The sequence below is a fragment of the Rhodococcus sp. NPDC055024 genome (assembly GCF_053608585.1).
Genome location: NZ_JBSGVT010000001.1, coordinates 983839 through 1008820 on the forward strand (window position 1 = coordinate 983839; position 24982 = coordinate 1008820).

Consider the following 24982-nt stretch of genomic DNA (forward strand, 5'->3'; position numbering starts at 1 on the left):
GGAGGAGGTCAGGAGACCAGGTCGGGGATCGCACGCGAGGCGAACAACTCGTCGAAGTTCGGCAGCGATCCGAGCTTGTCCCGGTTCTTGTTGTCTTGAAACAGAATCCACCCGTACGTCGCCGGGCTGTCCATCGCCAGCACGTTGCGCAGACTCAACGCCTGCTTGTAGTCGTCGACCCGCTTGGCTGCAATCAGCGCTGCCAATTGTTCGTCGTCGTAGCCGGCCAGAATCTCTTTCGAGTACTTGACCAGGTGCTGGACGAGTGCAAAGTCCTCGGTCAGCACCAGGTTGCGGGCAGCTTTCTGCAGCGCCGGATCGTCGGGTCCGGACGCACCCGGCGTGCGGGCGGCGGCGAGTTGTTGCGCAAAGTGAAGCACGGTGTACTCACTGAGCAACGCATACATCGTCGCAGTATCGGTCTCGCCGTAGGCGGGGACCGCACCGCCCAGTGCAGGGCGCCCGTCGCGCACAGCGAGTTTGAACGTGCGAACCTGACGTGCTGCGATGGCGGACGCCAATTCTTCGAGAAGTTCCTTGTGCGTTTTGGCAGCCAGGATGGCGTCGCTGTCCTGGTAGAGCATCAGCGCCTTGGGCATCGCGTAGACAAACGAGTGCTGTTCGACTTCCCAGTTCTCGAGCAGCCGGATTCCGAGCGCGGATCCCGTTGCCTCCACATGCAGTTCGAGCAAGAGTTGCACTGCGTGGTTGTGGACGGCGGCAAGAGGGTCGGTCGCAGCCGTGATCGAACCCAGTAGCACGGAATCGGTACTTGCTCGCAGCGCCAGTTCGCCGCGAGGGTCGTACTGATAGAAGAACCCGCCACTCATGCCGTTGCCGACACCTTTGCCGAACTCGCCGAGATTCACGACAGCACCGTTTGTCATGTATTCGCCGGCGAAGTCGCCGACACCTTCGACGACAGCACTGGCGCCAGAATTGCGGACCGCAAAGCGATCGCCTGCTTCACCTTCGACGAACACTCGTCCACCGGTGGCGCCGAAGAGCGCGAAGTTGCCGATCAACACGTTGCCGCCGGCGTCACTGGAGCCGCCGCCTGGGCTGCGCACGGCAATCACTCCGCCGCTCATACTCTTTCCCACACCGTCGTTGCACGTCCCGGTGTGCTCCAGGTGCATGCCGTCATTGCAGAATGCGCCGAACGAGAGGCCCGCAGATCCAGTCGTCAGGACGCGCACGCTGCCCGGAGCCAGATACCGTCGCCCGCGCTCGTCGGTCAGTACTCCCGGAGCGAGAAGTCCGGCCGCTCCGTAGTTGAGTTCACGTTCGAGGTCGACCGCCAACTGCCCGCCGACACTCTTGTTCCGGTTACCCAGGCGCAGTGCACCTTCGGCGAATTCGGGTCCGGACACGGTGACCGAGGCCTCGCCGCGGTCGAAGAGCACCGCGCGAACCTCGCCCATGATCTTCTCGTCCAGCGCGTACTCACGCTCGAGGTACACGGGATTGGCGATAGTGATGTCCGGCGCCGACGCGAACATCGCATCCAGATTCAAATTGCCGACGATGGACGGGTGATCGATCAGATGCAGGAGATCGGTTCGGCCTCGCGCTTCCTGAAGAGATCGCATTCCCAGATTTGCCAACAGTTCCCGAGTTTCGTGAGCGATATTGAGAAGGTACTGCGCCATGGCGCGGGGATCGCCGTCGAACAGTTCCGGGTTGGTGGTCAGACCTGCCGGGCACTTGACGTTGCAGTTCTTGGCCATGACGCAGCCCATCATCATCAGCGCCGACGTACCGAACTCGAAGCTGTCCGCGCCGAGCAGCGCCGAGGTGATGATGTCGCTACCGGTCTGATGCGCGCCCGAGCATCGCAGAACAACCTTCTGCCGAAGGCCGTTGGCACACAGAGCCTGATGGACCTCGGCGATACCGACCTCCGCCGCACGGCCCGCGTACTTGAGGCTGGTCACCGAGGCAGCACCGGTGCCACCGGTGTTTCCGGCGACATTGATGACGTCCGCGCCGGCCTTGGCAACGCCGACGGCGATGGTGCCGATTCCTTCCGAGGACACCAACTTCACGATCACCCGGATGCGCGCTGCCTTGCAGTCGTGGATGAGCTGAGCGAGGTCCTCGATGGAGTACGTGTCATGGTGCGGCGGCGGCGAAACCAGTTCGACGCCGGGCGTTCCGCCGCGGGCCGCAGCGATGTCGACGGTGACCTTGGCGGCTGGAAGCTGCCCGCCCTCACCGGGTTTTGCGCCCTGGCCGAGTTTGATCTCGATCTCTTCGAGCATCGGATCGGCGAGGTATCCCGCCCAGATTCCGAAGCGGCCGGATGCAAACTGCTTGATACGCGAAGCTCGAATTGTGTTGTAACGAGACAGGTGTTCACCACCTTCACCGCTGTTGGACATCGCGCCGACCATGTTCGTGCCATGTGCGACGGCTTCGTGTGCCGGAGCATTGAGAGCGCCGTGACTCATGGCTCCCGACGCCAACTTCGGGGTGATGGCGCTGGCGCTCTGTACTTCGGAGAGAGGCACGCCTGCCGGTGCGACCCTCAGCTTGGACAGGAACTCTGCCGCAACACCGGTTGCCTTCAGCACCAGATCCGGCGCGGTGGCTTCGATGGTGACGTCGTCGGCAAAGGCGGCGGAGAGAGCATCGCCGAGTGCTACCACCCGAGCGGCGTCGTCGGCCAGGGGACCGTCCAGGCCAAGCGTGTACCGGTCGTCTGCGCCGGATTCGCACTGGATTCCGCGCATCACGATCGTTGTGTTGCCGCGCACCGAGAATCGACTGATCTGCTCGGTGAACTCGGCTGTCGTCACCGCAAACGTGACATCACCGGGCACGGAGATGACATCGCGCAACGCGGCGGGACGACGCGATCGTTCCGCAGCCATCACAGTGGAAAAGTCCCGGTACCCGGCGGTGATGTCGAAGTCGTCGATCTGCTCGGTGGTCAGCCGGTCGAAGCTCGTCGCCCGGTATGCCCCGGCGTCGAGGCGGAAGGCGTCGTCGAGCCGTCCGAGGGGAAGGAGACGCAGAGCCTCGAATTGTTCTGTTCCCGAGGGGCTGTCGAACGCGATCTTCTCCTCGGTGAGCTCGACGTACTTGCGGACCGCGGTGGTACCGAACGAATGCCCTGCGCCGTCTGCACGCTCCTTGAACAGGCCGAGCAGTGGCAGGTCCTTCTCACCCCCGACTTCGCTCGCACGCTCGTGCCACTGCTTCGAGGTCACCGCAACCGTCTCGAATCCGACGCCGCCCACCGGTGACTTCATGTTGGGGAACCACTGGCGCAGAACAGGGTCGGACGTATCGAGGAAGTTGGGTTCGAAGAATTCGCCGCCGATGTAGCTCTCGACGGTGCACAGGCCGACGCGTCCCATCGTCTTCATGAGGGATTTTTCGGCGGCCTTCGCGAAGCGCCGGAACGCGGCATCCGGGTCGGCCGCGAACTTCTCCTCAGCCCGTAACTGAACGGAGAGCGGGTAGACGGCGGAAGCGCCGAATCCGAGCGCAGCTGCAAGGTGGTGCGAAGACTCGATCTGGCCGCTCTCCACGATGAGAGAAACACGCAATCGCAGGCCTGCGTCGATGAGGCGCTGGTTCAGTGCTCCGACGACCATGATCGCGGGAAGTGTTGCACGCTCGTGAGATACGTGGCGGTCGGTTAGGACTGCGATCCCGCCCTGCTCGGCCGCGAAAGCCACAACTGCGTCGCCGAGCGCGGTCATCGCGTCGACCATCGCCTGTGCGTCGCCCTCGGCGGGATAGAGCATTTCGAATCGGCGGTGAGGCGTGTGGTTCTGCTCGCGGATCTTGAGCATGTCCAGATGCCGGAGGATCGGTGACGAGATGACGATCTGCTTGCCTTGTCCGGCCGTCATCTTCGCTCCCAATGCGACCCGGAGAGTCATACCGTCCGCCTCACGGATGCTGTCCAGCGGAGGGTTGGTGACCTGGGCGAATCGTTGCGAGAAGTACCGTGCCACACCGCCTTCACGGTCACTGAACGCGTTGATGGCGTTGCCGTACCCCATGGCCGATACCTTCTCGGCTCCGTGCGTGAGCATCGGATCCATCAGGAATTTGAAACTCTCCTGATCCAGGGAGTACGCCATGTAGCGCTGATGAACCTCGAAAGTGCCGTTGTAGCGCGTCGGAGAGCTCACCTTCTCCGCAGGTACGGCGGGAATGTCTTCGATCAGGATTCGCGAGTGCGCGAGCAACGACTGGTAGTCACGCTGCGCGGCAATCTTCTCCAGAGCTTCACGAGCGGTGTAGGTATGGCGATCTCGATGATCGAAGTAGAGCATTCCGCCGGCTTCGACGCGGCCACGGTGGATCACCGTCTCGGGTGGGAATGCGATCTGACCGGCTTCGGAGAATGCGCATACGTAGTCGTGTGTCTCGATCGTGCGCAGTGGACGCAGACCGAGGCGATCCAGGCGTGCACCGATGATGGTGCCGTCGCCGAACACCAGCGCTGCCGGTCCGTCATTCTTCTCCTCGTACAGCGAGAAGTACTCGAACATCGCCCGCACTGCGGGGGAGAGGGTGATGTCGTTTTCCCAGGCCGGCGGCATCATCGAGACCACAGCCGTCACCAGGTCGACGCTGTCCTCGATGACGCGAGCTTCCAGAGTCTGATCGAGTCGGCAACTGTCGGACTGGCCGGGCGGACGGACGATCGCACGTCGTTTTGCGCTGGCCACTGCAGCTTCGGAGAGCCGATTCTTCTTGTCGGTGTTCAGTTCTCCGTTGTGAGCCATGAAGCGGAACGGCTGCGCCATCGTGGGATGCGGGTCCGTGTTGGTCGAAAATCGCGTGTGGAAGTACATCGTGTGCACCGCGTGATCGGGGTCGACCAGGTCTCGGAAGTACGGGATCACTTCGTCGGAGTTCAAGCGGCCCTTGAGAACCTGAGTTCTCGCGCTGAGTGACAGCGGGTACAACCCGCGCAGCGCAGGCGTGTTGTACGCGATGGCTTCGATGGCGAGCAGAGCTTCGTGAACGAGGCGATCGACGACCGCAGGTTCGGGACGCGGAGTGGGGACCTCGAAGATCCACTGCCTGATCGGAAGCTGATGTGCGATCGCGGCCGGCCGAATCGCCGAGTTGTCGACCGGAACGTCGCGCACTCCGAGAGTGGTGAATCCTCGGTCGAGTAGTTCGCGTTCTACCAGTGCGGCTGCGCGAGCATGCTGAGCGTCGTCGTCGGGAAGGAAGAAGTTGCCGACGCAGAAGCGTCCGGCACGTAGGTCGGAGCGCCCGGTGACCTTGCGGAAGAACCGGAGGGAGAGATCCACCGAGACGCCGCCGCCGTCGCCGACGCCCTCAGAGGACATACCGCCGCGATGCGGAACCGAGCAGAGAGCTTCGCTGCCCTTGATCAGGACATCGTGGGTCTGCACGCCGTCCTTGCGCGTGATGAACCCGACCCCGCAACTGCTCTTGTCATCTGCGGGGTCGTACAAACCGACGATGGACGTGCTCACTGCAGCAACCTTCTCCCTGTCCTGGTTGCCCGGAGATTGTTCGACCGGGCAGATACGACGGCATGTATTCCGTCAGGGCAGGGCGTCGCTGCTTCGATGAAGCGGCACCCGAATGGGATCAGACTACTGAGTAGAGGCTTACCTTAGTCAAGTCTGTTGGGTGTGACTTGGATCCGAGCAGGTCAGAGGGTTGCTTGGTAGGCAAGTGCGTAAGCGATCTTGCCCGGCTTGTCGTCGGTGTACGACTTCGACAGCTTTGCGAACTCTCCCTTGGACTCGGCTTTGCCGTCGTTCCAGGCCGACAGGACGCCAAGATCGGTGGCTGTGAATCCGCTGTCGACGACGGCATCGCCCGTCAACGCAGTCTGTGCTTTGGTCACCGACTTCACGGTGCTCAGGTAGCTGGAGAGATCGTCGCGATTCCAGCTGGTGAGGTCGACGGGCGCGGTGTCGCGGACCCACGCACCCCAGTAGAACTCCTGGAAGGGGATAGAGCCTGCGGCAAACCCGATGTCGCGGGAGAAGTACATCAAGCTGCGGTACTTGTCGTCGGCGAAGTTCGCCAGGCCGACGCTCTTCGGCAGGGACTGGACCGGAACCGGGTTTCCGTCGACGTCACGCGACCAGACCCACTTGTTCTTTTCCATCTCGGTCCAGAAGGCACCTTCACTCAGGCCGCTGAGGTTACCGAGAACTCGCAGTCGCACGTGAAGGTCGGGACCCCCGTCTGCCGTCTCGATGAAGGACGTGAGGGTGTGGTGGCCGTCGGTCAGGTAGAGATCGCCGCGGGGGCCGACGACCACGGTCTTCATGGGCGCGATGCTCTCGGCGGTTTCCTGACCCACCGGGAGCTGGCAGGTGAAGGACGACGGGTCCTTCAGCGTCGACGCCGCAGTAGCGGTCGCGGCCTGGACCTGGCCGTTCGCCTCACACCAGTCGTCGAACTTCTTGTTGATCGTGTCTTTTCCGAGCGTGTATCGCCCGAGCTTGTAGTACACCTCGTCGTAGCCGAGGGAAGGTTGCGTCGCGTGAACGTCGCCGATGCGCACGTCCAGGAGGTCACCTTCCTTGGCGCACAGGTACTCCGAACCACCGGCGGAACCTGAGAACGAACCGGTGGAGATGCCGCCACACGCGAGGGGAGCGGCGACGGCGGGTGTGCCGGCCAGTGTTCCGGCACCGAGCAGTGCCAGTGTTGTGAGTGCCGAAATGGCGGAACGACGCATGTGGGGATCTCTCCTGAGGATGGGTTCGCACGTGAAGAAGCTTGCGTCACAATCGCTCAGGGTGGTTTCGGACTTACGGACAACAGACGTCCGCGCGGTGGCTACCACGTGAATTCACGTCGTAGTCACCGCGCGGTGAGCCGGTAAGTCGGTCAGCCCTGCAGTCGGTCAGCCCTGCAGTCGGTCAGCCCTTGTAGTTGTAGAAGCCCTCGCCGACAGCAACGCCGAGCTTGCCTTCGTCGATGTAGTTCTTCTTGATGTAGTCGGCGAATTCGCGCTGCTTCTCGCCGCCCTGGGAGGAGATGTTGTAGACGGTGGTCAATCCGACGACGTCCATGATCTGGAAGGGGCCGAACGGGGCTCCGGTGCCGATGCGCCAAGTCTTGTCGACCATGTCGGGATCAGCGATGCCGTCGATCAGCAGGTCGGAGGCCGCGTTGAGGAGCGGGACCAGGAGCGAGTTGAGTACGTAGCCCGCCTTCTCCTTCTTGAGTTCGATCGGCACCATGCCGATGTTCTTCGCGAACTCGACGACCTCGCGGTACACGGCGGGGTCGGTGGACTCGGTGCCCATGACCTCGGCAGTGTTGTTGACCCACACGTGATTTGCGAAGTGCAGTGCGAGGAACTTCTCGGGGCGGCCGGTGAACTCCTTGAGGTCGCTCGGCAGAAGCGTCGAGGAGTTGGTGGCGAACACCGTGTGCTCAGGGGCTACTGCGGCGAGCTTCTCGTAGGTGTCGCGCTTGATGGCGATGTCCTCGGGAATTGCCTCGATGATCAGATCGGCCTTGGCGACGGCTTCGGTGAGATCGTACGAGTACGTAATCCGTTGCAGCGCTTCGTCGGCCTTGCCATCCTTGGCGCCCTCGACGTTCTCGGCCTTGTAGGCCGCGGCCAACGAATCGAACCGAGTCTTGGCCTTCTCGATGACCTCCGCATTGATGTCGTACGCGACGACGTCGAAGCCGTGGTAGGCGGTCTGATAGGCGATCTGCGAGCCGAGAACTCCGGTACCCAGAACGGTGATCTGCTTCAGTTCAGTCATTTTCGATCCTCAATCCTTTTAGGTGGGTAGTCCGGCAAGGGTCAATCGGACCTGTGCGGCAACGATGTTCGTGAGCTCGTCTGCCGTGATCCGGTCCAATGCCGCGCGGGCTATTTCGAAGTGCAGCACGTTGGAAATCGTTCGCGCTGCAGTGGTGGTTCGGGTGGGGTGGTGGGGGTGACCCTCGTGCAGGATTTGTGCAATCCGCGTTTGCAGGCGTTGCGAGAGTTCGAGGCCTTCGGCCCGGAAACACTCGCTGGGCTCGCCGAACAGCACTTCGCGTTGGTAGATGCCGGTGTTCTCGTCGTTTCGGCGACTTGCGATCAGCAGGGGTGAAACAAGCTCGAGCACACGGTCTTCTGTGCCCGTCGACTTGGCCTCACGCTCTTCTCCCAGCTCGATCTGCTTGCGGTACTCCGCGTTGTACACCATGAGAAGTAGCTCGGCTTTGCTTGCGGCGTAACGAAAGAGTGTGCCGCCGGCCACATCGGCGCGGTCGGCGATTTCTTGAGTTGTGACCGCGCTGTAGCCCTTTTCTGCGAACAGTTCGGCTGCGGCGTCGAAGATGCGTGTCTGCTTCTCGAGCTTGTTGCGTTCGCGACGGCCCAACTCCTGGTCCGGCTTCGTCATCCCGCTCACCTCGCTTCATTTCGGATCACGCTCATAAATGAGTCTACTCCGAAATATCTGGAGGGTGGAGTCTCCTCCGTCACATCACCGCAGTCCGCTGACCCAACCGGCGAACACGTCGGAGAACACGTCCGCTTCGCACGCATGCGCCGATTCGGCGTAGGCGCACTCCGGGTATCCGGCGACGACGGTGGCAAGTTCGACGTTGCAACACTGTGCCAAGAGGCCACGCAGGAGATCTGCAGCCGACCAACCGGCAACGGATACCGCAGGGATCCCCTCTTCCTCGTACACCTTCACCAGATCGGCGTGCCTCCAGGATAATTCCTCGGCTACCAGTGCATCAGGGTTGAAAGACATGGCGCGGTCGAGTGATCCGCGCAAAAGTGAGTGTGGATCGTCCTCGCCGCGAAGCCTGGTCGCGAGGTCGGCCGGTGCCTTCTGCATGACGAACATCCAGGGTTTGCCGTCGGGAAAGACTCCGCCGAAGCCTGCCACGTTGAACGGTAGGTGACTACTGAGAAAATCGGTCTCCACGTCGACGTGCTGATCGTCACCCAGATGAATGAAGTGACCGGACGCAATCTCCTCGCCCATTGCCGGCTCGGCCCATGTGTTGTTCCACAGATCAGTCATCCGACTGCCTTCGGGAAAATCGAGTACCTCGAAGAGAAAACCCATGTCTCTACAACTCCCCGTCGAAGTGGGTGGTTACTCCACCGGTCAATCGAGAAACCGTCTGCGCCGAGGTCGCGAGGACGACTCGGCTTGTCTCGAAAGTCATCTCGTCGCGTTCGGTGTCCTCCGATTCGGGATCCTCGGCCAGTGAGAAGTCGAGTTCCACCTCTCGATCAGTGCTGGAACAGACCGAGATCATCAGCCCGAGTCGTTCGTCGGTGAACGACGGGAGCGAATTCTCGGGATGGAAGTCTGCGGCCGCGTGAAAGAAGAACGCCGCCAGCCGTTCGACAAACCCCTCGTCCGTGTGCCGGCTGAGGTACTGATTGAACCGATCGGGGCTGAGCAGTCCGACGTCGAAAACAAGTGTGGGCACGTCGGATTCGAAGACAGTGGCGGGAACCGCGTGACTGCGAAGGAAGACCGCGGCGCCGCCGTACCCCGGCAACCTGAACCCATCACGCATCTGGTGTACTCCCGTCGCAGAGGTGTCCTGTCCACGCTAGGCCATTGCCCGGCTGCGTGCTGCCTACTCGAGTAGGGGGCTTGATGGAAGAATCACCGCCTATGAGTGCTGTCGTGTACCCGCCTGTCGAACCGTACGAGTCCGGTCTGTTGGAAGTGGCGGATGGTCAGAGCCTCTACTGGGAGACACTCGGGAATCCGACGGGTATTCCTGTTCTCTATCTCCACGGCGGTCCAGGTTCGGGATGCACTGTCGGTGCCAGGCGCTTCTTCGATCCCGAAGCCTTTCGCGCAGTTCTGTTCGATCAGCGGGGCTGTGGGCGCAGTCTTCCGCTTGCGAGCAGTCCGGACGTCGATCTGACCGTGAACACCACGGCGCACATCCTCGACGATATCGACCGCCTTCGTGAGCATCTCGGTATCGAGCGATGGATCGTCACGGGACTTTCCTGGGGCGTCAGTTTGGGACTGGTGTACGCCCAGGCGTTTCCCGAGCGGGTGATCGCGATGGCCTTGGGTGCGATCACCGGCGGGACGAGGGTCGAAATCGAGTGGATCACCCGCGCTATGGGCAGAGTATTTCCGCGCGAGTGGGAAGAGTTCGTCGCGCCACTGCCCGTGGACGAGCGTGACGGAAACCTCCCCGCGGCATACGCGCGACTGCTCGCCGATCCGGATCCTGTTGTGCGGGAGAATGCTGCGTTGCAGTGGTGCCGTTGGGAAGACGTGCACGTGTCGCTGATGCCGGGGTGGACTCCGAGTGTTCGATACCAGAATCCGGATTTCCGCCGCGTGATGACCAGGCTGGTCACGCATTACTGGGGTAACGACTGCTTCCTGGCGCCGAATCAGATATTGGACGGAATGGACCGTCTCGCTGAGATTCCCGCGATTCTCGTGCACGGACGGTATGACATTTCCGGTCCACTGGATACTGCCTGGGCGATCCACCAGCGGTGGCCGGGTAGTCAGTTGGTGGTGCTCGACGACGCCGGGCATGGCGGTGGCGGATTCGACGAGGCAATCGTGGAAGCTCTGAATTCACTGGCTCATTCGGTCTGATCGAGTGCCCCGGCGCGGGCCGCGGCGAGCGCGCCGGCAGCAGCACGATCGGCAACCGACTGGTCGACGGGTAGATCGGCGACCAGCAGGCGATAGTAGATGGGGGCGGCGACGGCCGCCAGAAGATCAGCGGCTGAGACCTTCTCGGAGATTTCCCCGCGTTCGACCGCCCTGCGGACGACGATGTCTGCCAGTTCGTAACGTGCGGAATAGAACTCGCGCTTGAGTGTCGCCACCTCGGGCGTGCGGACGGCGTCCGAGAACAGTGCAGCCACCAATGCGCCGCCCGACTCGCTGGTCACCAGTGCGACTATCGATCTGGCCATCTCGCGTAGGTCGGATTCGATGGAACCGGTATCCGGGATGGGAACGGTGGTTGCCGACACCTCGACGGCAGTGTCGGCCACCAACTGGGCGAGCGTGCTCCACCGCCGGTAGATCGTGGTCTTGTGGACTCCGGAACGGGTGGCTATGTCCTCGATGGTCATCGCCGCGAATCCGCGTTCGGACAATTCGGCCGCGGTGGCTGCCAGGACGGCCTCGCGCACCCTGGCGCTACGCCCTCCGGGCCGCTGTGGTGTCGAGGTCATGGGCCAACCTTATCGCAACAAGGCGTTGTGTTAGTTCCAGCCACGTGGTTCACTGAGCTAATGCAACTGATCGTTGCATTAGAGATGAATTGAGGGGTGTTTTCCCATGTCATACGAATTTCCTGTCGATCACCGAGGCCTCTTCGAAGAGCGAACAGGTCAGTTCCTGAGCTTCGGGCTCCCCGTCTCGGATCTCGAGGAATTGCGCGCGTCCATCGACTCGACCTGGGCCGACGCGCCGGGTGGTTGGTCGTACGAATGGTCGGCGCTGGCGGCAAAGTATTCCGCCGACGGCAATCATTCACTCGCGGCGATGATCTACGGAATCGCCAAGTTTCCCGTCCTGGCCAACGAGTCGCGGCGCCGGGCCCTGCAGAATCAGGTGGACGAATACGTCAAGGCAGCTCCAGGCTTCGGGCTCGAGTTCGAGCGTCGAATCCTGTCCCTGCCTTACCGATCCGGCGAGATCGAGCTACCGGTACACATTCTCTCCGTGGACGGAAGGTACGAAGACGCACCCGTCCTGTTGTTCAGCGGAGGCGTCGACGGCTGGAAGATGGACATGCATCCGTTGGTCAGTGCGTTCGCGAAGAACGCCGGCGTGACTGTTGTTGCCTTCGATCAGCCCGGAACTGGTGAATCACCGGTTCCTCTCGATGCTTTCGGTGACGAGGTGATCGACGGATTGGTGGCGACGGCTCGCACTCTCGGCAATGGCCAGGTGGCGCACCTGGGTGTCTCTTTCGGTGGCAACTTCGCCGTGCGGTCGGGGCTGACCGGCGCCGTCGATGCGGCGATCAACATCGGCGCCCCGGTCAAGGGTGCATTCGAGACCGCGAACGCGGAGCGCCTGGTCTACGGCATGGGTGACATCGTCGGAAACGCACTGGGTTTCGATGCACCGGCAACCAAAGAGGCACTGGTACAGGGTCTTCGCGCCTTCGATCGCAGTTCATTGATGGCCGCAGACGACGGCCGGACCCCGATGCTTGTGGTCAACGGGGCCGACGACGTTCACATTCCGCTCTCGGACACCACTCTCTTCGAAGAGCGTCCGAACACTCAGGTACACGTCATCCCGGATGCGGGGCACTGCGCAGTGACCAAGCTGCCCGAGTTGACGCCGATGATGATCGACTGGCTACGAGATGCCCTGTCAGGAACCGCTCCACGAACCGGTCGATGATCCGCCGCCGAAGCTGGCAAAACGATACGTCGCAAGAACGGCCTTGTGATCGGTCGGCCACGGCGTCGGCGAAGCGATGAAGTTGTCTTGGGAGTTCTCTTCCACTCTTTGGTTGTGCACGATCGTCTTTCGCGGACCGATGATTCCGACAGATCCCAGCTTCAGGTCGGAAGCGCGGTCGGCGAAGATGTAGTCGATCCGATCGCGTTCGTCCGCCTCGGGTGCCCAGGTGAGCTGTGATGTGTCGACGTCGGGATTGTCGGACGGCCAGGTGAAGCCCGGGTGGGTGGCCGGGTTCGGGTACTTACTGCGGTAAGCGTCGACGAATCCGGCTTGGTCGAGCAGACGAGTGGATTCCCAGGGAATGACGACACCGTTGTGGTCGAACAGATTTCGCGTCCCGTCGGTCCAATCCAGGGCCGACGGTTCGTTGAAATCGCCACCGAGAATGACGGATCTTCCCTTGGCCCGTTCTTTGGCCGCATCGTCGATGAACGTCGAAATTGCCTTGGGTCGTCCCGAATTGACGTTCACACGCTGAACCGTCTCGGGGTCCGTGACCGGACCGGACGGCATCTTGTTCCAGCCGAACTCGGAGAACTCTCCTGGCTTGGGAACGCCCGCGCCGTATCCGCGCGGTAGATACGTCGCGTAGGACGTGTAGGCCAGATGTGCCGAGTAAGCAGCGATTTGTTTGCCGTCGACCGTCACGACTGCCTTGATCATCGAGTTCAGGTCAGCTGTTTCCTCGATCGGAAACTTGGAGAGAATCCCCACGTCGGAGGACGCTGCTCCGTAGAAGGTGGTTCCTGATTTGGTCAGCATGTCGGCCAATACAGTTGTCGCAGTGCCGGCTTCCGACAGGAGAACTATCGACGCCTGTGTCGAGATGATCATGTCGGCGATCAGCTGCAGGCCACCGTTGATCTTGGTTCCGCCGTGCCAGGTATTGAGGGAGAGCACTTTGATCTCCTGTGCGGGGTTCGCCCCCGCGACGGAGGTATTGGCACCCAATGTAAATGCGCTCGCGGTGACTGTGCCCGCGGCTACCGCCATCGCCTTGACCATCTGGCGGCGCGTCAATCCATTCATCAAATCCCGGCTCTCGTTGTCGTGTGCTCGAACCCCCGGAAGATGATTACCATCGCTACCTAAACGGACAGTTAACCAATTGCAAAATGGCAGATTTCCACAGAACGCCGTGCGGGCAATAGTCTTCTGATCGTGGTCCTCAGAGAGCGTTTCCCCGGTAACAAGACCTTCGCGAAGGTTCGTGTCCTGCCGCCGGTGGTGAAGCTGCTCCTGCTCTCGATGGTGCTGTTCAACATCGGGTTCTATCTGGTTGTCCCCTTTCTGGCGGTACACCTTTCGGAGGATCTCGGATTTGCGGCCTGGATTGTCGGCCTGGTCCTCGGGCTTAGGATGTTCAGTCAGCAGGGCATGTTCTTCATCGGTGGAAGCCTCGCCGACAGGTTCGGCAAGCGTCCGATCATCCTGCTGGGCGTAGCCGTTCGTGTGGTCGGTTTCCTGATGCTCGGTCTGGCCGAAAGCATGACCGCCGTGATCGTCGGCGTGCTCCTGGTCGGCTTTGCTGCCGCGCTCTTCGCACCCGCCGTGGAGTCGGCCAACGCGGAATACGGACGCGAACTCGAGTCCGCCGGAGTTATGCGTCGTACCGATTTGTTTGCAGTGGAACAGATGTGCAGTCGACTGGGAACGGTGATCGGTCCGGCGCTGGGAGCTGCTCTCCTGATGTTTCCGTTCTCGTGGACGGCGTCGAGCGCCGCGTTGCTCTTCGCGATCATGTGGGTCGGGTTTTTCATCTGGTTCCCCCGACCCGGCGATGTACACGACGGCCCGGTGTCGACCTATACGCTGCGCGACGTCTGGCGAAGCGTCCTGACCAACAACAACTTTCTGCTCTTCGCGACGCTCTGCAGTTTTCAGCTGGTTGCGTACAGCCAGCTGTACCTGATGCTCCCGGAACAGCTCGAGCGCGGAGTCGGTTCGCAGGCGGCGCTGGGATGGTTCTACGTGGGCGCGGCGGTGTTGGTGATCGTCGGGCAGGGACCGACGGTCGCGGTGGCCCACCGCATCGGGCATCGGCGCGCGATCACCTTCGGGCTTGTACTCATTTCGGTGTCGTTCCTGGTTCCGCTGGTCACCGGCGTCAGCGCCGCAGCTTCGGCGTCGACGCAGATAGTTGGTCTGGCGGTGTGGATCGGGCTGCTGCACCTGGGACAGATGTTGATGGTGCCGCCGATGCGAGACACCATCGCGATTCTCGGTCGTGAAAGCAACCTCGGAGCGCACTTCGGCATGCTCAACACGATCGGCGGACTGCTCGCGCTCCTGGGAACGGTGGGAGTCGGATTCGTGTACGACCTCGTCGACAACGGCCACGCAGCGCCGGCGTCACCGTGGGTGATGGTTGCGCTCTGCGTGGCCGTGTCGGCTGTGGTGTTGTGGGTGTGGTCCGGCCGAACGAAGGTTATCGACCCGCGATCGTCTGATTGATCTTTGCTACGAAATCTTCCAGCACAAACGGAATGGTGAGCGGGTTCGGCATGGACACCGCGTCGCTGACGATGGGGTCCAAGCTGATCAGGCCGCCGGTCTTGACCACGTTCAGATTGGTGAATGCCGGCTGCGACTCCATCTCGGGACGAGCCTTCTCGTAGTTGTCGAAGAGCAGGTAGTCGCACTCGAGGAGGTCGTAGTTCTCCGCGGAGATCTCGTAGTTCAGCTTGCCCGCGAACCGATCCTTCAGTGCGGCAGGCGCCGTGAACCCCAGTTGCGTGAGCAGCTGAGCGCGCGCTGCCTCGGGGCTGAACGCTCGAAGATTTCCGTCACTCCAGCGAATGACGAGAGCTGCTGTCTCGCCCTCGAACTGGGGGTTTTCCGCGCGAGTACGGACGATGAGGTCTTCGACTTCCCGGACCTCCTGCTTCGCCTGCGCGGGTACGCCGACAGCGGTGCCGATGCGGGTCGTGACTTCCTGCCAGGGCAGAACCCAATCCGTCTGATCGGCGGCGTGCAGCACCGTCGGCGCGATGGCGCTGAGCTGCTTGTACAGATCCTCGTCGATCGCGTTGTTTACGGCGATGATCAAGTCAGGCGCTGCAGCCACGATCGTTTCGATGTCGAAATCGGTGGTGGCGTTGGCCAATGGCGTCGGCTCGGCGCCCTGGACTGCAGAGTCGGCCCAGACGCCGATTCCGTCGTCGGTCGAGCCCTTCCACACCGGGACCAGGACGGGAGTCAGTCCGAGGGAGAGCAGTACGTCTGCGTCGCCGATGCCGACTGCTGCGATGCGGCTGGGTGCCTGCTCGATGGTGGTGGAGCCGAACTTGTGGTCGATCGTCACCGGGAAGGCGTTGGCCTCGGCGTGACCACCTTCGGTGCCGGGAGTGGATTCGTCTTTTGCACTGTCGCCGCAGGCAGCAAGGGCAAAACCTGCTGCCGTGGCGAAGGTGACGGACAGCATGGCACGGCGACTCAACATAGGGTTCACGGCAACCTCGGGTTTCATTGTTATGGGACCCTAACCATAGTGGAGTGGCTGTGTCGGCAGTGTTTGTTAACCTCCGCCCATGACGGCGGTTCTCGACTACACATCAGCAGGACCGTTCACCCGCATCGACAAGGTGGACCTGCTCGCCCTCGAGTCGATCTCCACCGACCCCGTGAAAATATGCCGGGTAGTGCCGTACCTGGTGGTCCAACCCGCCGATGCTCAGTCGCTTAATCTGCCTGCCGACCGATTCGACGAAAACCAGATCCGGCCGGTAAGCGTTCTGCTCCAACGCCTGCTTGCGCTCGATCCGGCACCGGTGACCGCCGCCCGGGAACCCGACAAGCGGGTCGTCGGAACCTGTCGGCACTTTGCAGTTTTGAGTTGTGCGTTTCTGCGCTACCGCGGTTTTGCCGCCCGGGTCCGTTGTGGTTTTGCCACCTACTTTCAACCGGGACAGGGCGTGGACCACTGGATCACCGAGTACTGGGACGACGCGGGCAAGCGGTGGATCCGCATCGATTCCGAGATCCTCGGACAGAACGTCCTTCCTCACGCCCATGATCTGCAGCCGGGAGAATTCCTCAGTGGTGGTGAGGCGTGGCTGGCGTATCGACGCGGCGAGATCGACGCGTCCCAGTTCGGGGTGTACGGAACCCAGAACTGGGGAGCAGCCGAGATCCGCGGCAACGCTGTGAAAGATCTTGCCGCGGTGAACAAAGTCGAAACTCTGCCGTGGGACGAGTGGGGCCGCATGACCGATGCCTACGACGGAAAGACAGGAGAGGAGTACGACGCACTGCTCGACGACATCGCCGCCGTGTGCGCCGCCGACGATCCCTTGGCCGTGCGAGCACTGTACGAGCACGAGGATTTACGCGTGCCGGAGAAGCTGCTTACTTTCTGAGAGACTTGCCCACATGAATCAGGAGCACCGCCAGTTCGAGTACGGACTTCGATTCGACTGGGGCCTGCGCGGCGCCGAGGCGATCGCGGCGGGCGTCGATATAGCGGTCGTGGTCGACGTCCTCTCGTTCACGACCACGCTGAGCGTCGCCGCCGACGCGGGAATCGACGTACTTCCCTTTTCCTGGAACGACGAGAGCGCGGTCGACTACGCGCGTAATGCCGATGCGGTCCTGGCGGTGAGGCGAAGCGTAGCCACGGAGGGTCAAATCAGTCTGTCTCCCAAGACGATTCGCGAGGCCGAGGTGCCGAGTCGGCTGGTGCTGCCGTCGCCGAACGGGTCGACTATCGCGTTTGCGTTGGCGTCTCAGGTTGCGGTGTGTGTCGGCGCTTCATTGAGGAACGCTTCCGCCGTCGCGGATTGGATTGTGCACGAACATGGTTCGAGATCGAGGGTTGCGATAGTCGCGTCCGGTGAAAAGTGGCCCGGTGGAGAGTTGCGTCCGGCGGTGGAGGATCTGTGGGGCGCCGGTGCGGTTGTCACGGCGTTGACCGCGACTGGTTGGGAAGGGTCCCCATCGCCCGAGGCGCAGATGGCGGCGGATGCGTGGGCGGCGGTGTCGGATTCGTACGAGGAACGGTTACGGGACTGCGCCTCAGGACGCGAGTTGATCGCCATGGGGTTTCCACACGACGTCGCCATCGCCTCGGAACTCGACGACAGCGACACCGTACCCGTTCTCGAAGAACATGTGTTTCGAGGTCAGCGCACCGGGCGTCGGTTGAACAAACTCCGCGCCCAGAGGTAGGAGAGGAAGGTGATGGCGACGCACCATCCGATCGCGAGTATCGCGTTGTTCCCGATAGCTTCGCCGAGAAGAAGTCCTCGAAGAGTCTCGATGATCGGAGTGAACGGCTGATACTCGGCGAACCATCGCAACACGGTCGGCATCGAGTCGGTGGGGACAAATCCGCTTCCCAGGAAAGGTAAGAGGATCAACACCATCGGGAGATTGCTGGCCGTCTCGACGCTCTTGCTGACGAGGCCGAAGGCAACGGACAACCAGATCATGGCGATGGAGACCAGGATGAGAAGCGCAAACGTCGCGGCCCATTCCACGAACCCTGCAGTCGGCCGGAAGCCGACGGCTATCGCCACGGCGATGACAACAACGAGGCTGACAATCGTCTGAAGGAGACTGCCGAGAACGTGACCGGTCAGGACGGACGTGCGCGTGATCGCCATCGTGCGGAATCGTGCAATGATCCCCGCGGTCATATCGGTTGCGACGGAAATGGCAGTACCTTGTGCCGCAGATGCCACGGTCATCAGAATGATCGCCGGTGCAACGTAATTGACGTACTCGGCTCGGCCACCACCGCCGGGGCCGAGGCCGTTCCCGAGCGTCCCACCGAGCACGTAGACGAACAGTAGCAGGAAGACGACTGGCATCCCGACAAGCATCACAGTCATCGACGGATATCGAAGGATGTGTCGAATGCTGCGACGCAGCATGGTTTTCGAGTCCTGATAGGCAAGCGTCATGGTGGTCATCGCGCGTCGGTCCTTTCGGTGGCGGTCAGAGTCAGGAACACGTCGTCCAGGTCCGGTGTGTGTACGGAGAGTTCCTTGACGTCGATCGAGTGGGCGTCGAGTTGGTCGAGAAGAGAACGCAGCGAGCGGACACCCCCGTCGCTGGGGACCTGGAGGACATAGGCGGCGTCATCACGCGATGAATCGTCGAAAACAGCTGCAGCAGAATCGAGCTGATCTCGGTCGAAGAAATGGAGTCGAATGTGGCCGCCGGGGATGTGCCGTTTGAGTTCCGCCGCCGTACCTTGGGCGACTATCCGTCCCTGGTCGAGGACGGCGATGTGGTCGGCCAGCTGATCAGCTTCCTCGAGGTACTGCGTCGTGAGGAAGATGGTGACACCGCCCTTGACCAACTCCCGGATGATCTGCCACATTGTGCGTCGACTCCGGGGGTCGAGACCGGTGGTGGGTTCGTCCAGGAAGATGATCTCCGGCCGCCCGATCAACGTCATTGCCAGGTCGAGCCGTCGGCGCATGCCGCCCGAGTAGGTCGAGGCCAGCTTGTCTGCGGAGTCGACCAGATCGAACTTCTTCAGGAGTTCGTCAGTGCGAGTTCGGCGTTCGTCTTTACCGAGATGATGTAGGTCGGCCATGAGGAGAAGGTTTTCCTCACCGGACAGATAGTCGTCGACCGCCGAGAACTGCCCGGTGACGCCGATGCGCGAACGCACCGCGTCGGGATCGTCGGAAGGGTTGTACCCGGCGATGCGGATGTTGCCGCCGTCTGCCGGAACGAGGGTCGAGAGAATTTCCACGATGGTGGTCTTGCCGGCGCCGTTGGGACCGAGGAGCGCAAAGACGGTTCCGCGGTCGACGGAGATGTCGATTCCGTCCAGTACCGTCTTGTCGTCGTAGGCCTTCTTCAGGCCCGTCGCGGTGATGGCTGGTTTACTGGACATCAGCGTTCCTTTCGCTAGATCTTCTTGTTGGATTCTTCTCGAGGCTCCGAACGTCGAATGACGATGTCGCCGTAGCTGGTGTGCGCCCGGACGTCTACTCGGCGTTCGGTCGACGCCGGACCGTGCGTGGCATTCATCTGGTTGTCGACGCGACCGAAGGACGTATGAGCGTCGAATCGCGCGGCGGTTCCGGATCGAACGCCGATATGGATTCGCCCGGCAGCCGTCTTTGCAGATACGACTCCGCTCTCGATGGTCTCGAAACGTATGTCGCCGTTGGCGGTTGCGGCCGTTGCGTCGGACTCGGCGTGCTCCACGGCGACACTGCCGTTGGCGGTCTTTGCCTTCAGCGCGCCTGTGATCGTGCCGATGTTGATGTCGCCGTTGGAATTCTTGACCTCCGCGTTGCCGTCGACGCGGCCGATGCGGATGCTTCCGGACCCGGTGCTCGTGTCGATGTCACCGGCTACATGCTCGACGGTGATCGCGCCGGCCCCGGTGCTGACGTTGAGCGGTCCCGTGGTGTCCAGTGTGCAATCGCCGGCCGAGACCTTCACGCGGGATCGTCCGAGAGTGCCGTCGGCGCGGAGGCTGGCAACTGCGGCAGTGCCTTCGAGTTCCGAGGCGGACGGAAGTTGAACGGAGATGTCGACAGATCCTGTCTTCCCGAAAATGCCGAGGCCGCGCTGCTTCGGAGTCTTGATCTGCAGCCGGCCACCGGCGAATTCGACGCGCGTTTGTTCGGCGACTCGAACGTCGACCTCGCGAGACGAGTTGCTGGGCAGCACTTCCACGACAGTGTCGTTGCGGTCGCTCGCAGCGATCCGGATGTGCCCGACTGCCACGTCGAAGTTCAAGGTGATGGGGTCAGGTGTGCTGAATGTAGGCATGGTGATACTCCCGATGAGGTTGTCTCGGTTGGTGAAAGAGGGTGGTGCGAAAAAGTGGGCCGGTGTCAGTGCACCCAGCCGGTGAAGCTTTCGGAACCTTGGGACGTGCGTTGTCTCGGAATGCTTCTGTTCATGCTGCCTTCCAGAGCCGTCGCAGCGGAGCGAACCAGCCACGCGTTGACGGAGATTCCGGCTTCCCTGGCCGCCGCCTCGATCCGGTCTTTCAGGTCTTGCCCCAGACGCAGGTTGATTCGAGTCATCGAGGCGTCGTCGGACTCCGTGGCAGGACGCGGTGCCGGAGTCGGTTCCTCTTCGACGGGGGCTGGAGCCGGTTCACTGATGGCCGGTGCCACCACGAATTCGGGTTCGCGTCCCCGCAGGCGCAGGTCCACCGAACCCGGGGCGAGGTCACGCGTGATCTCGGCAGCTGCCGCAGACAATGCGTCGAGAAGAGTGAGTCGCACTGCTGATTCCAGCGGTGCGGTCAAACGATCGGCGAGTGCCTTTGCGTCGTCTCCACCTGCTTCGGCTGCCACCGCGAGTTCGTGGCGAAGGTTGTCGACGTACGGTGTCAAGTCCATGGCATCACTATGGCATCACTTTGGTGCCATGACAATAGTTTGATGGCACATTCGTGTGGGTTTGGTGAGAAGTGCCAGGTCATGAAGATGGTTGGCGCTTTGATTATCGGCTGACTGGCACACTCGTAAGGGTGAGTCCTGCCGAACCCAATCGTCGCCGCCGTATCTTGCTCTGGATTGCCGGAGTGCTCGGCGTCGTCATCGTGGTTGGTGCGGTGGCCGTCGTGGTCGCGCCATCGCGATATCTGCCCTGGGATACCGCCGAGTTCCCGACGGTCGACGCCAGTTCGGTGACTTCGGACCAGGCTCGTGTGCTCGAACTACTCCGATCCGAGCACGAGCAGGATCGCCCGGGCACCTTCTATTCCGACGGTATCGACGAAGAGTGGTGCGCCGATTTTGTCAGCTGGATCATGAGGGAAGCGGGTCGACAGTTGTCGAACCCGAACTCCGGCAGCTGGCGCATCCCGGGGGTGTACACCTTGCAGGAGTACTACCAGGGGATCGGCGCGTACGCCGAGAACGGCAGCGGGTACACCCCGAACGTGGGTGATGTGGTGATCTACGACAGTTCGAGATGGGTCGGTCAGCACACCAACATCGTGGTGGCAGTGGACGGCGATACAGCGATCACGGTTGGCGGCAACGAGTTCGGCAAGGTGCGGGTGCACGATCTGGACTGGCAATCCGACTCTGCCGTTGTGGGATTCGGAAAGCTTCACCCCTGATCGCTGCTCTTCGGAGTCAAGGCGAACCACCGCGCTGACGCGCGTGCCTCGCTGCCGGCGTCGATGTGGAGGGTGTTCGTGCCCCCTCGCGCAGTCACCTGCTCGCCTCTTTTGATGGGCTGCGTGTACTCGAGGATCGCGCGAAAGGGTCCGCGTCTCAGGCCGTCGGTCAGCGCGTCTTCCACAGGCTGCCAGTAGATCGCGTTGTTCACGTGATCGAAGGGGTCGAAATCGCTCGAGCGCAATGGGAACGGCGTATCCGTTGACGGCGTCGTGTCAGGGGCCGGGTCGATCCACCGACGCCAATGGAGATGCTGGTCGATTGCGGTCGACGCCAGCGCGGCAGTGAACTTTTCACTGATGGTTGCGGGCATTCCCGTCTTCGGGTCGATGTTGATCCAGAATGCCTCCGTTTCGATCAACCCCCCGGCATCGGACCTGATGCGAACCCGCATCGAACACCATTTGCTCGACAGTCCGGAACACCAGCGCTGCAGGTGAACTCGATCCGGCCAGACGACGGGTTCGAGTACGTCGATCACCGTCCTCCTCACCATCCACAGTGGATGGGTCTCCATGGCGCCGCGGTCGACAAGATTGTCGAAGCCCGCGTCTTGGAGGTATCGCGCGATCGCGTCGAGGCGCAGGCTTTTGTCGGTGTGAATGTCCCCTGTTCGCACCGGCCAGGAGGCATGAAAGATGCTGCCGGTGGTCGGAAGTTCTGGCATCGCTATGTGATCGTCGATTTTTGTGCGGTTCATCTGATGCGGGCTCCCGCTGGTCGAAGTCTGGTCGAGCGTTCCAGGCTTGCGGTACCCGATGACTAAATCTTGAACCATTGAAGTTCACTGTTTTCTGAATACAGATTTCGATGTACTGTCGTTCGCATGGATGTCGAGGGCATGAATGTGGTGACCAACGTGGCGGTGCTTGCGAGGTTTGGGCATGCTCTCTCCGATGAGACTCGAACACGGATACTGCTCGAGCTGAAGACCTCGCCCCGGTATCCGTCCGACCTCGCTGAAACATTGGCTGTGACCAGGCAAAAGCTGTCCAACCATCTTGCCTGTCTGCGTGGCTGCGGCTTGGTGGTGGCCGTCCCGGAAGGGCGCCGGACCAGATACGAACTTGCCGACGCACATATCGGTCAGGCCCTCGACGACCTACTCGGGGTCGTTCTCGCGGTGGATCCGTCGTACTGCCCGGACAGCGAGTCAGAGGGGTGCTGCTGATGGTTGCGCCGCTCGATCACGCCGGTCAGTCGGCTGCCCGACGAGCGCTCTTGTCCAGAAGAATTCGCATCTTCGTGGCGATCACGATTAGCTACAACGTCGTCGAGGCGATCATCGCGTTGACGGAGGGGACGAGAGTGTCTTCCGCGGCCCTGTTCGGGTTCGGTCTTGATTCGGTGATCGAAGTGTCCTCGGCGGCAGCCGTCGCCTGGCAGTTTTCGGCTCCGGATCCGGCGAGTCGTGAGAAGACGGCACTGCGAGTGATTGCCTTCTCGTTCTTCGGGCTCGCTGCGTATGTGTCGTTCGACGCGATTCGGTCACTGTTCGGTCTGGGTGAAGCGCAGCACACAACTGTCGGAATAGTCTTGGCTGCAGTGAGTTTGGCGATCATGCCGGCCCTGTCCTATGCGCAGCGCCGAGCGGGTCGGGAGTTGGGTTCGCTCTCGGCGGTCGCGGACTCGAAGCAGACGTTGCTCTGCACTTACCTCTCGGCGGTGTTGCTTGTCGGTTTGCTGCTCAACTCGCTGCTCGGCTGGTCGTGGGCGGATCCGATTGCGGCACTGGTCATCGCCGTCATCGCGGTGAAAGAAGGCATCAACGCGTGGAAGGGTGATCCGTGCTGCCCGGTTGTGGCTGTGCCCGAGAGCGGGCACGAGTGCGACTGCTGCTGAGTGGGCACTGGTTTTGTCGAGTGAGCACTCTCTGCAGGGCGTCAGAGAGGGTGCTCACTCTGTGAAAGGGGTGCCCGCTTCTGCACGGCTCTTGATGTGCGCGGCCCGTTGCTCGAGGAGGCGCCGCAGATAGGGGGCGACAGCCAACCTCAGTGCCAGGTGCCCGAGCACGCCGAAAGGGGCCGTAACCGTGAAGCGGTCATGCATCCGCGTCCAGCCGCCCGGCTGACTGTCGAAGATATGCTCGTGCTGCATTGCGGCGAAGGGGCCTCGGACCTGCTCGTCTGTGAACGAGTACGGACGGTTGTGCTGCGTGATCCGGCTTGTCATCGAGAATCTCCACCCGAAGTGCCGAGCAGTGAAAGACACCTCGTCGCCCTCCCCGAGCGTAGATCTACCAGTACTGGTGACGGCCACCTCACCTGTTGCTCGGAGCGAGGCGGAGTGTTCGTCCATGTCGAGTTCGAGATCGAAGATCACCGCAGGTGAAGCGTAGATATCGGTGACCACCACTACGGTGTGTTGCACAGTGCCAGTCTGCCAACATTGGTTTGCGACGCCCACAAGCGGGTACGGGTCGGCGACCTGCGGTTCATCCGCGACGGGTGATGTTTTCGCTTTCCAGCCCCTCGAGACTGAGTAAGGGAAGTGCATTCTGTCGAAAGGAACGCTGATGACTGCTCCACCGCGGGAACCCGCGAATCACCCTGTCCGGCAGGGTTTCGCGGTCGGTACGACGTTTGCAGCAGCAATTCTGCTGCTCACCGCAGGCATTGTCGCTCTGCTTCAGGGCATCGCGGCCGTCGCCGACAACAATCTGTTTGTCGTGGGTATCAACTACACGTACAAGTTCGACATCACGACGTGGGGTTGGATCCACATCATCTTGGGCATCATCGGAATCTTGGTGGCCCTCGGCCTCTTCACCGGTGCAGTGTGGGCCAGGGCGGCGGCAATCGTCATTGCGTCGCTCTCGATCATCGCCAACTTCTTGTGGATGCCGTATTACCCACTGTGGTCGATCCTGGTCATCGCGCTCGATGTCGTGGTGATCTGGGCCGTCGCGACCTGGGATGGAGACAGAGTCTAGGCACCGAACAACTCGAGAGCAGTTGGTCCCGACCGAATCGACTCGGTCGGGACCATCGCTCGTGCGCGGGGCAATCCGTCGGATGGGCGGCTCGGATCAGTCTGGGAGCCGACGCATTTCGGCGACGGTCAAGCCGAGGGAATCGAGGCGGGCCATGATGCTTCGCATAGCAGTGTGGTCCGCGACGGGGCCGTACAAGCTGGTGAATCCACCGGCCGCACTGGCAACACTGAGTTCGGGAAACGCGGCTTTGACGCGGTCCGACACCTCGCCGTCGATGAGGAATTGATACCGAGTGGGAGCATTCATCAGTGTCCGCTCCATTTCGTAGGGCCATGAGGTCCGGGACGGCACCGCTCCGAGCCTCGAAATCACATGTCGTCAAATGTAATCGGCGTCGCTGCCCGATCCAGGACTCCGCATCCGTGAGATCCAGTCTTACTCCCGCGCGCTTCCGAGGCGTCATCCCCAACGGGTGAAAGTCGTCGCGGGTCCGTTCATCCCTTTTGTGTGAGGCT

General features: G+C 61.8%; 25 protein-coding genes. 9 read left to right on the forward strand and 16 right to left on the reverse strand.

Annotated features, from left to right (window positions below; genetic code table 11):
- Positions 1–8: 8 nt before the first annotated feature.
- The 6 genes from ACWF6P_RS04480 to ACWF6P_RS04505 all read right to left on the reverse strand — a co-directional run bounded on the left by ACWF6P_RS04480 (position 9) and on the right by ACWF6P_RS04505 (position 9522).
- Positions 9–5477, reverse strand: a complete 5469-nt coding sequence (locus tag ACWF6P_RS04480; RefSeq protein WP_452620138.1) for a glutamate synthase-related protein — start codon at positions 5475–5477, stop codon at positions 9–11.
- 182 nt (positions 5478–5659) lie between these two features.
- Positions 5660–6703, reverse strand: coding sequence for a ParB/Srx family N-terminal domain-containing protein (locus tag ACWF6P_RS04485; RefSeq protein WP_452620139.1), 1044 nt, complete (start codon positions 6701–6703; stop codon positions 5660–5662).
- A gap of 184 nt (positions 6704–6887) precedes the next feature.
- On the reverse strand, positions 6888–7748 hold the full coding sequence (locus ACWF6P_RS04490; RefSeq protein ID WP_378447589.1) for a 3-hydroxyacyl-CoA dehydrogenase: 861 nt from the start codon (positions 7746–7748) through the stop codon (positions 6888–6890).
- An 18-nt stretch (positions 7749–7766) separates the two neighbouring features.
- Complete coding sequence (locus tag ACWF6P_RS04495; RefSeq protein WP_378627820.1) at positions 7767–8378, reverse strand: TetR/AcrR family transcriptional regulator; 612 nt, start codon at positions 8376–8378, stop codon at positions 7767–7769.
- An 84-nt stretch (positions 8379–8462) separates the two neighbouring features.
- Positions 8463–9059 carry a hypothetical protein gene (locus ACWF6P_RS04500; protein ID WP_452620140.1) on the reverse strand — a complete coding sequence of 199 codons (597 nt, stop codon included), beginning with the start codon at positions 9057–9059 and terminating at the stop codon, positions 8463–8465.
- A gap of 4 nt (positions 9060–9063) precedes the next feature.
- Entirely contained in the window at positions 9064–9522 is a 459-nt protein-coding gene (locus ACWF6P_RS04505) for a hypothetical protein (protein WP_058038394.1), read from the reverse strand.
- A gap of 101 nt (positions 9523–9623) precedes the next feature.
- On the opposite strand from ACWF6P_RS04505, the gene pip reads away from it, so the two are divergent.
- Positions 9624–10583: a prolyl aminopeptidase gene (gene pip, locus ACWF6P_RS04510; RefSeq protein WP_452620141.1), complete on the forward strand. Its 960-nt coding sequence runs from the start codon at positions 9624–9626 to the stop codon at positions 10581–10583.
- Here the strand turns inward: pip and ACWF6P_RS04515 are convergent.
- Positions 10571–11173, reverse strand: a complete 603-nt coding sequence (locus tag ACWF6P_RS04515; RefSeq protein ID WP_452620142.1) for a TetR/AcrR family transcriptional regulator — start codon at positions 11171–11173, stop codon at positions 10571–10573. The two genes, pip and ACWF6P_RS04515, sit on opposite strands and share 13 nt — an antisense overlap.
- A 106-nt stretch (positions 11174–11279) precedes the next feature.
- Here ACWF6P_RS04515 and ACWF6P_RS04520 point away from each other — a divergent pair, with 106 nt between their 5' ends.
- Positions 11280–12359, forward strand: a complete 1080-nt coding sequence (locus tag ACWF6P_RS04520; RefSeq protein WP_452620143.1) for an alpha/beta fold hydrolase — start codon at positions 11280–11282, stop codon at positions 12357–12359.
- Here the strand turns inward: ACWF6P_RS04520 and ACWF6P_RS04525 are convergent.
- Complete coding sequence (locus tag ACWF6P_RS04525) at positions 12330–13451, reverse strand: endonuclease/exonuclease/phosphatase family protein (RefSeq protein WP_452620144.1); 1122 nt, start codon at positions 13449–13451, stop codon at positions 12330–12332. The genes ACWF6P_RS04520 and ACWF6P_RS04525 overlap by 30 nt on opposite strands.
- Before the next feature lie 132 nt (positions 13452–13583).
- Between ACWF6P_RS04525 and ACWF6P_RS04530 the strand changes: the two genes are divergently transcribed.
- A complete protein-coding gene (locus ACWF6P_RS04530; RefSeq protein WP_452620145.1) occupies positions 13584–14876 on the forward strand; it encodes an MFS transporter in 1293 nt (430 codons plus the stop codon).
- Here the strand turns inward: ACWF6P_RS04530 and ACWF6P_RS04535 are convergent.
- Complete coding sequence (locus tag ACWF6P_RS04535) at positions 14851–15864, reverse strand: ABC transporter substrate-binding protein (RefSeq protein ID WP_452620146.1); 1014 nt, start codon at positions 15862–15864, stop codon at positions 14851–14853. The genes ACWF6P_RS04530 and ACWF6P_RS04535 overlap by 26 nt on opposite strands.
- An 88-nt stretch (positions 15865–15952) precedes the next feature.
- Here ACWF6P_RS04535 and ACWF6P_RS04540 point away from each other — a divergent pair, with 88 nt between their 5' ends.
- On the forward strand, positions 15953–16780 hold the full coding sequence (locus ACWF6P_RS04540; protein WP_452620147.1) for a transglutaminase domain-containing protein: 828 nt from the start codon (positions 15953–15955) through the stop codon (positions 16778–16780).
- Between the two features lie 13 nt (positions 16781–16793).
- Complete coding sequence (locus ACWF6P_RS04545) at positions 16794–17588, forward strand: 2-phosphosulfolactate phosphatase (RefSeq protein WP_452620148.1); 795 nt, start codon at positions 16794–16796, stop codon at positions 17586–17588.
- On the opposite strand, the gene ACWF6P_RS04550 is transcribed toward ACWF6P_RS04545, so the two are convergent.
- From ACWF6P_RS04550 to ACWF6P_RS04565, 4 genes are all read right to left on the reverse strand, one after another.
- Positions 17543–18334 carry an ABC transporter permease gene (locus tag ACWF6P_RS04550; RefSeq protein ID WP_452620149.1) on the reverse strand — a complete coding sequence of 264 codons (792 nt, stop codon included), beginning with the start codon at positions 18332–18334 and terminating at the stop codon, positions 17543–17545. The two genes, ACWF6P_RS04545 and ACWF6P_RS04550, sit on opposite strands and share 46 nt — an antisense overlap.
- On the reverse strand, positions 18331–19272 hold the full coding sequence (locus ACWF6P_RS04555; RefSeq protein ID WP_452620150.1) for an ATP-binding cassette domain-containing protein: 942 nt from the start codon (positions 19270–19272) through the stop codon (positions 18331–18333). Before ACWF6P_RS04555 ends, ACWF6P_RS04550 begins: the two co-directional genes overlap by 4 nt.
- Positions 19273–19286: 14 nt before the next feature.
- Complete coding sequence (locus tag ACWF6P_RS04560) at positions 19287–20162, reverse strand: DUF4097 family beta strand repeat-containing protein (protein WP_452620151.1); 876 nt, start codon at positions 20160–20162, stop codon at positions 19287–19289.
- Between the two features lie 65 nt (positions 20163–20227).
- Complete coding sequence (locus ACWF6P_RS04565; RefSeq protein ID WP_452620152.1) at positions 20228–20743, reverse strand: toxin-antitoxin system HicB family antitoxin; 516 nt, start codon at positions 20741–20743, stop codon at positions 20228–20230.
- A gap of 131 nt (positions 20744–20874) precedes the next feature.
- On the opposite strand from ACWF6P_RS04565, the gene ACWF6P_RS04570 reads away from it, so the two are divergent.
- A complete protein-coding gene (locus ACWF6P_RS04570; RefSeq protein ID WP_378530578.1) occupies positions 20875–21471 on the forward strand; it encodes a CHAP domain-containing protein in 597 nt (198 codons plus the stop codon).
- Here ACWF6P_RS04570 and ACWF6P_RS04575 read toward each other — a convergent pair.
- Positions 21462–22232 carry an acyl-[acyl-carrier-protein] thioesterase gene (locus ACWF6P_RS04575; RefSeq protein ID WP_452620153.1) on the reverse strand — a complete coding sequence of 257 codons (771 nt, stop codon included), beginning with the start codon at positions 22230–22232 and terminating at the stop codon, positions 21462–21464. The genes ACWF6P_RS04570 and ACWF6P_RS04575 overlap by 10 nt on opposite strands.
- A 126-nt stretch (positions 22233–22358) precedes the next feature.
- Here ACWF6P_RS04575 and ACWF6P_RS04580 point away from each other — a divergent pair, with 126 nt between their 5' ends.
- Together ACWF6P_RS04580 and ACWF6P_RS04585 are read left to right on the forward strand one after the other, a co-directional pair.
- Entirely contained in the window at positions 22359–22703 is a 345-nt protein-coding gene (locus tag ACWF6P_RS04580) for an ArsR/SmtB family transcription factor (RefSeq protein ID WP_378530582.1), read from the forward strand.
- Complete coding sequence (locus tag ACWF6P_RS04585) at positions 22703–23374, forward strand: cation transporter (protein ID WP_452620154.1); 672 nt, start codon at positions 22703–22705, stop codon at positions 23372–23374. The genes ACWF6P_RS04580 and ACWF6P_RS04585 overlap by 1 nt, the downstream gene beginning before the upstream one ends.
- 54 nt (positions 23375–23428) lie before the next feature.
- On the opposite strand, the gene ACWF6P_RS04590 is transcribed toward ACWF6P_RS04585, so the two are convergent.
- A complete protein-coding gene (locus ACWF6P_RS04590) occupies positions 23429–23902 on the reverse strand; it encodes an SRPBCC family protein (protein WP_452620155.1) in 474 nt (157 codons plus the stop codon).
- Positions 23903–24047: 145 nt separating this feature from the next.
- Here ACWF6P_RS04590 and ACWF6P_RS04595 point away from each other — a divergent pair, with 145 nt between their 5' ends.
- Positions 24048–24464 (forward strand): DUF7144 family membrane protein, encoded by a 417-nt coding sequence (locus ACWF6P_RS04595; protein ID WP_378530586.1) that lies wholly within the window; start codon positions 24048–24050, stop codon positions 24462–24464.
- A 96-nt stretch (positions 24465–24560) separates the two neighbouring features.
- Here the strand turns inward: ACWF6P_RS04595 and ACWF6P_RS04600 are convergent, their stop codons facing one another.
- On the reverse strand, positions 24561–24773 hold the full coding sequence (locus tag ACWF6P_RS04600) for a hypothetical protein (protein ID WP_003943015.1): 213 nt from the start codon (positions 24771–24773) through the stop codon (positions 24561–24563).
- Between the last annotated feature and the right edge of the window lie 209 nt (positions 24774–24982).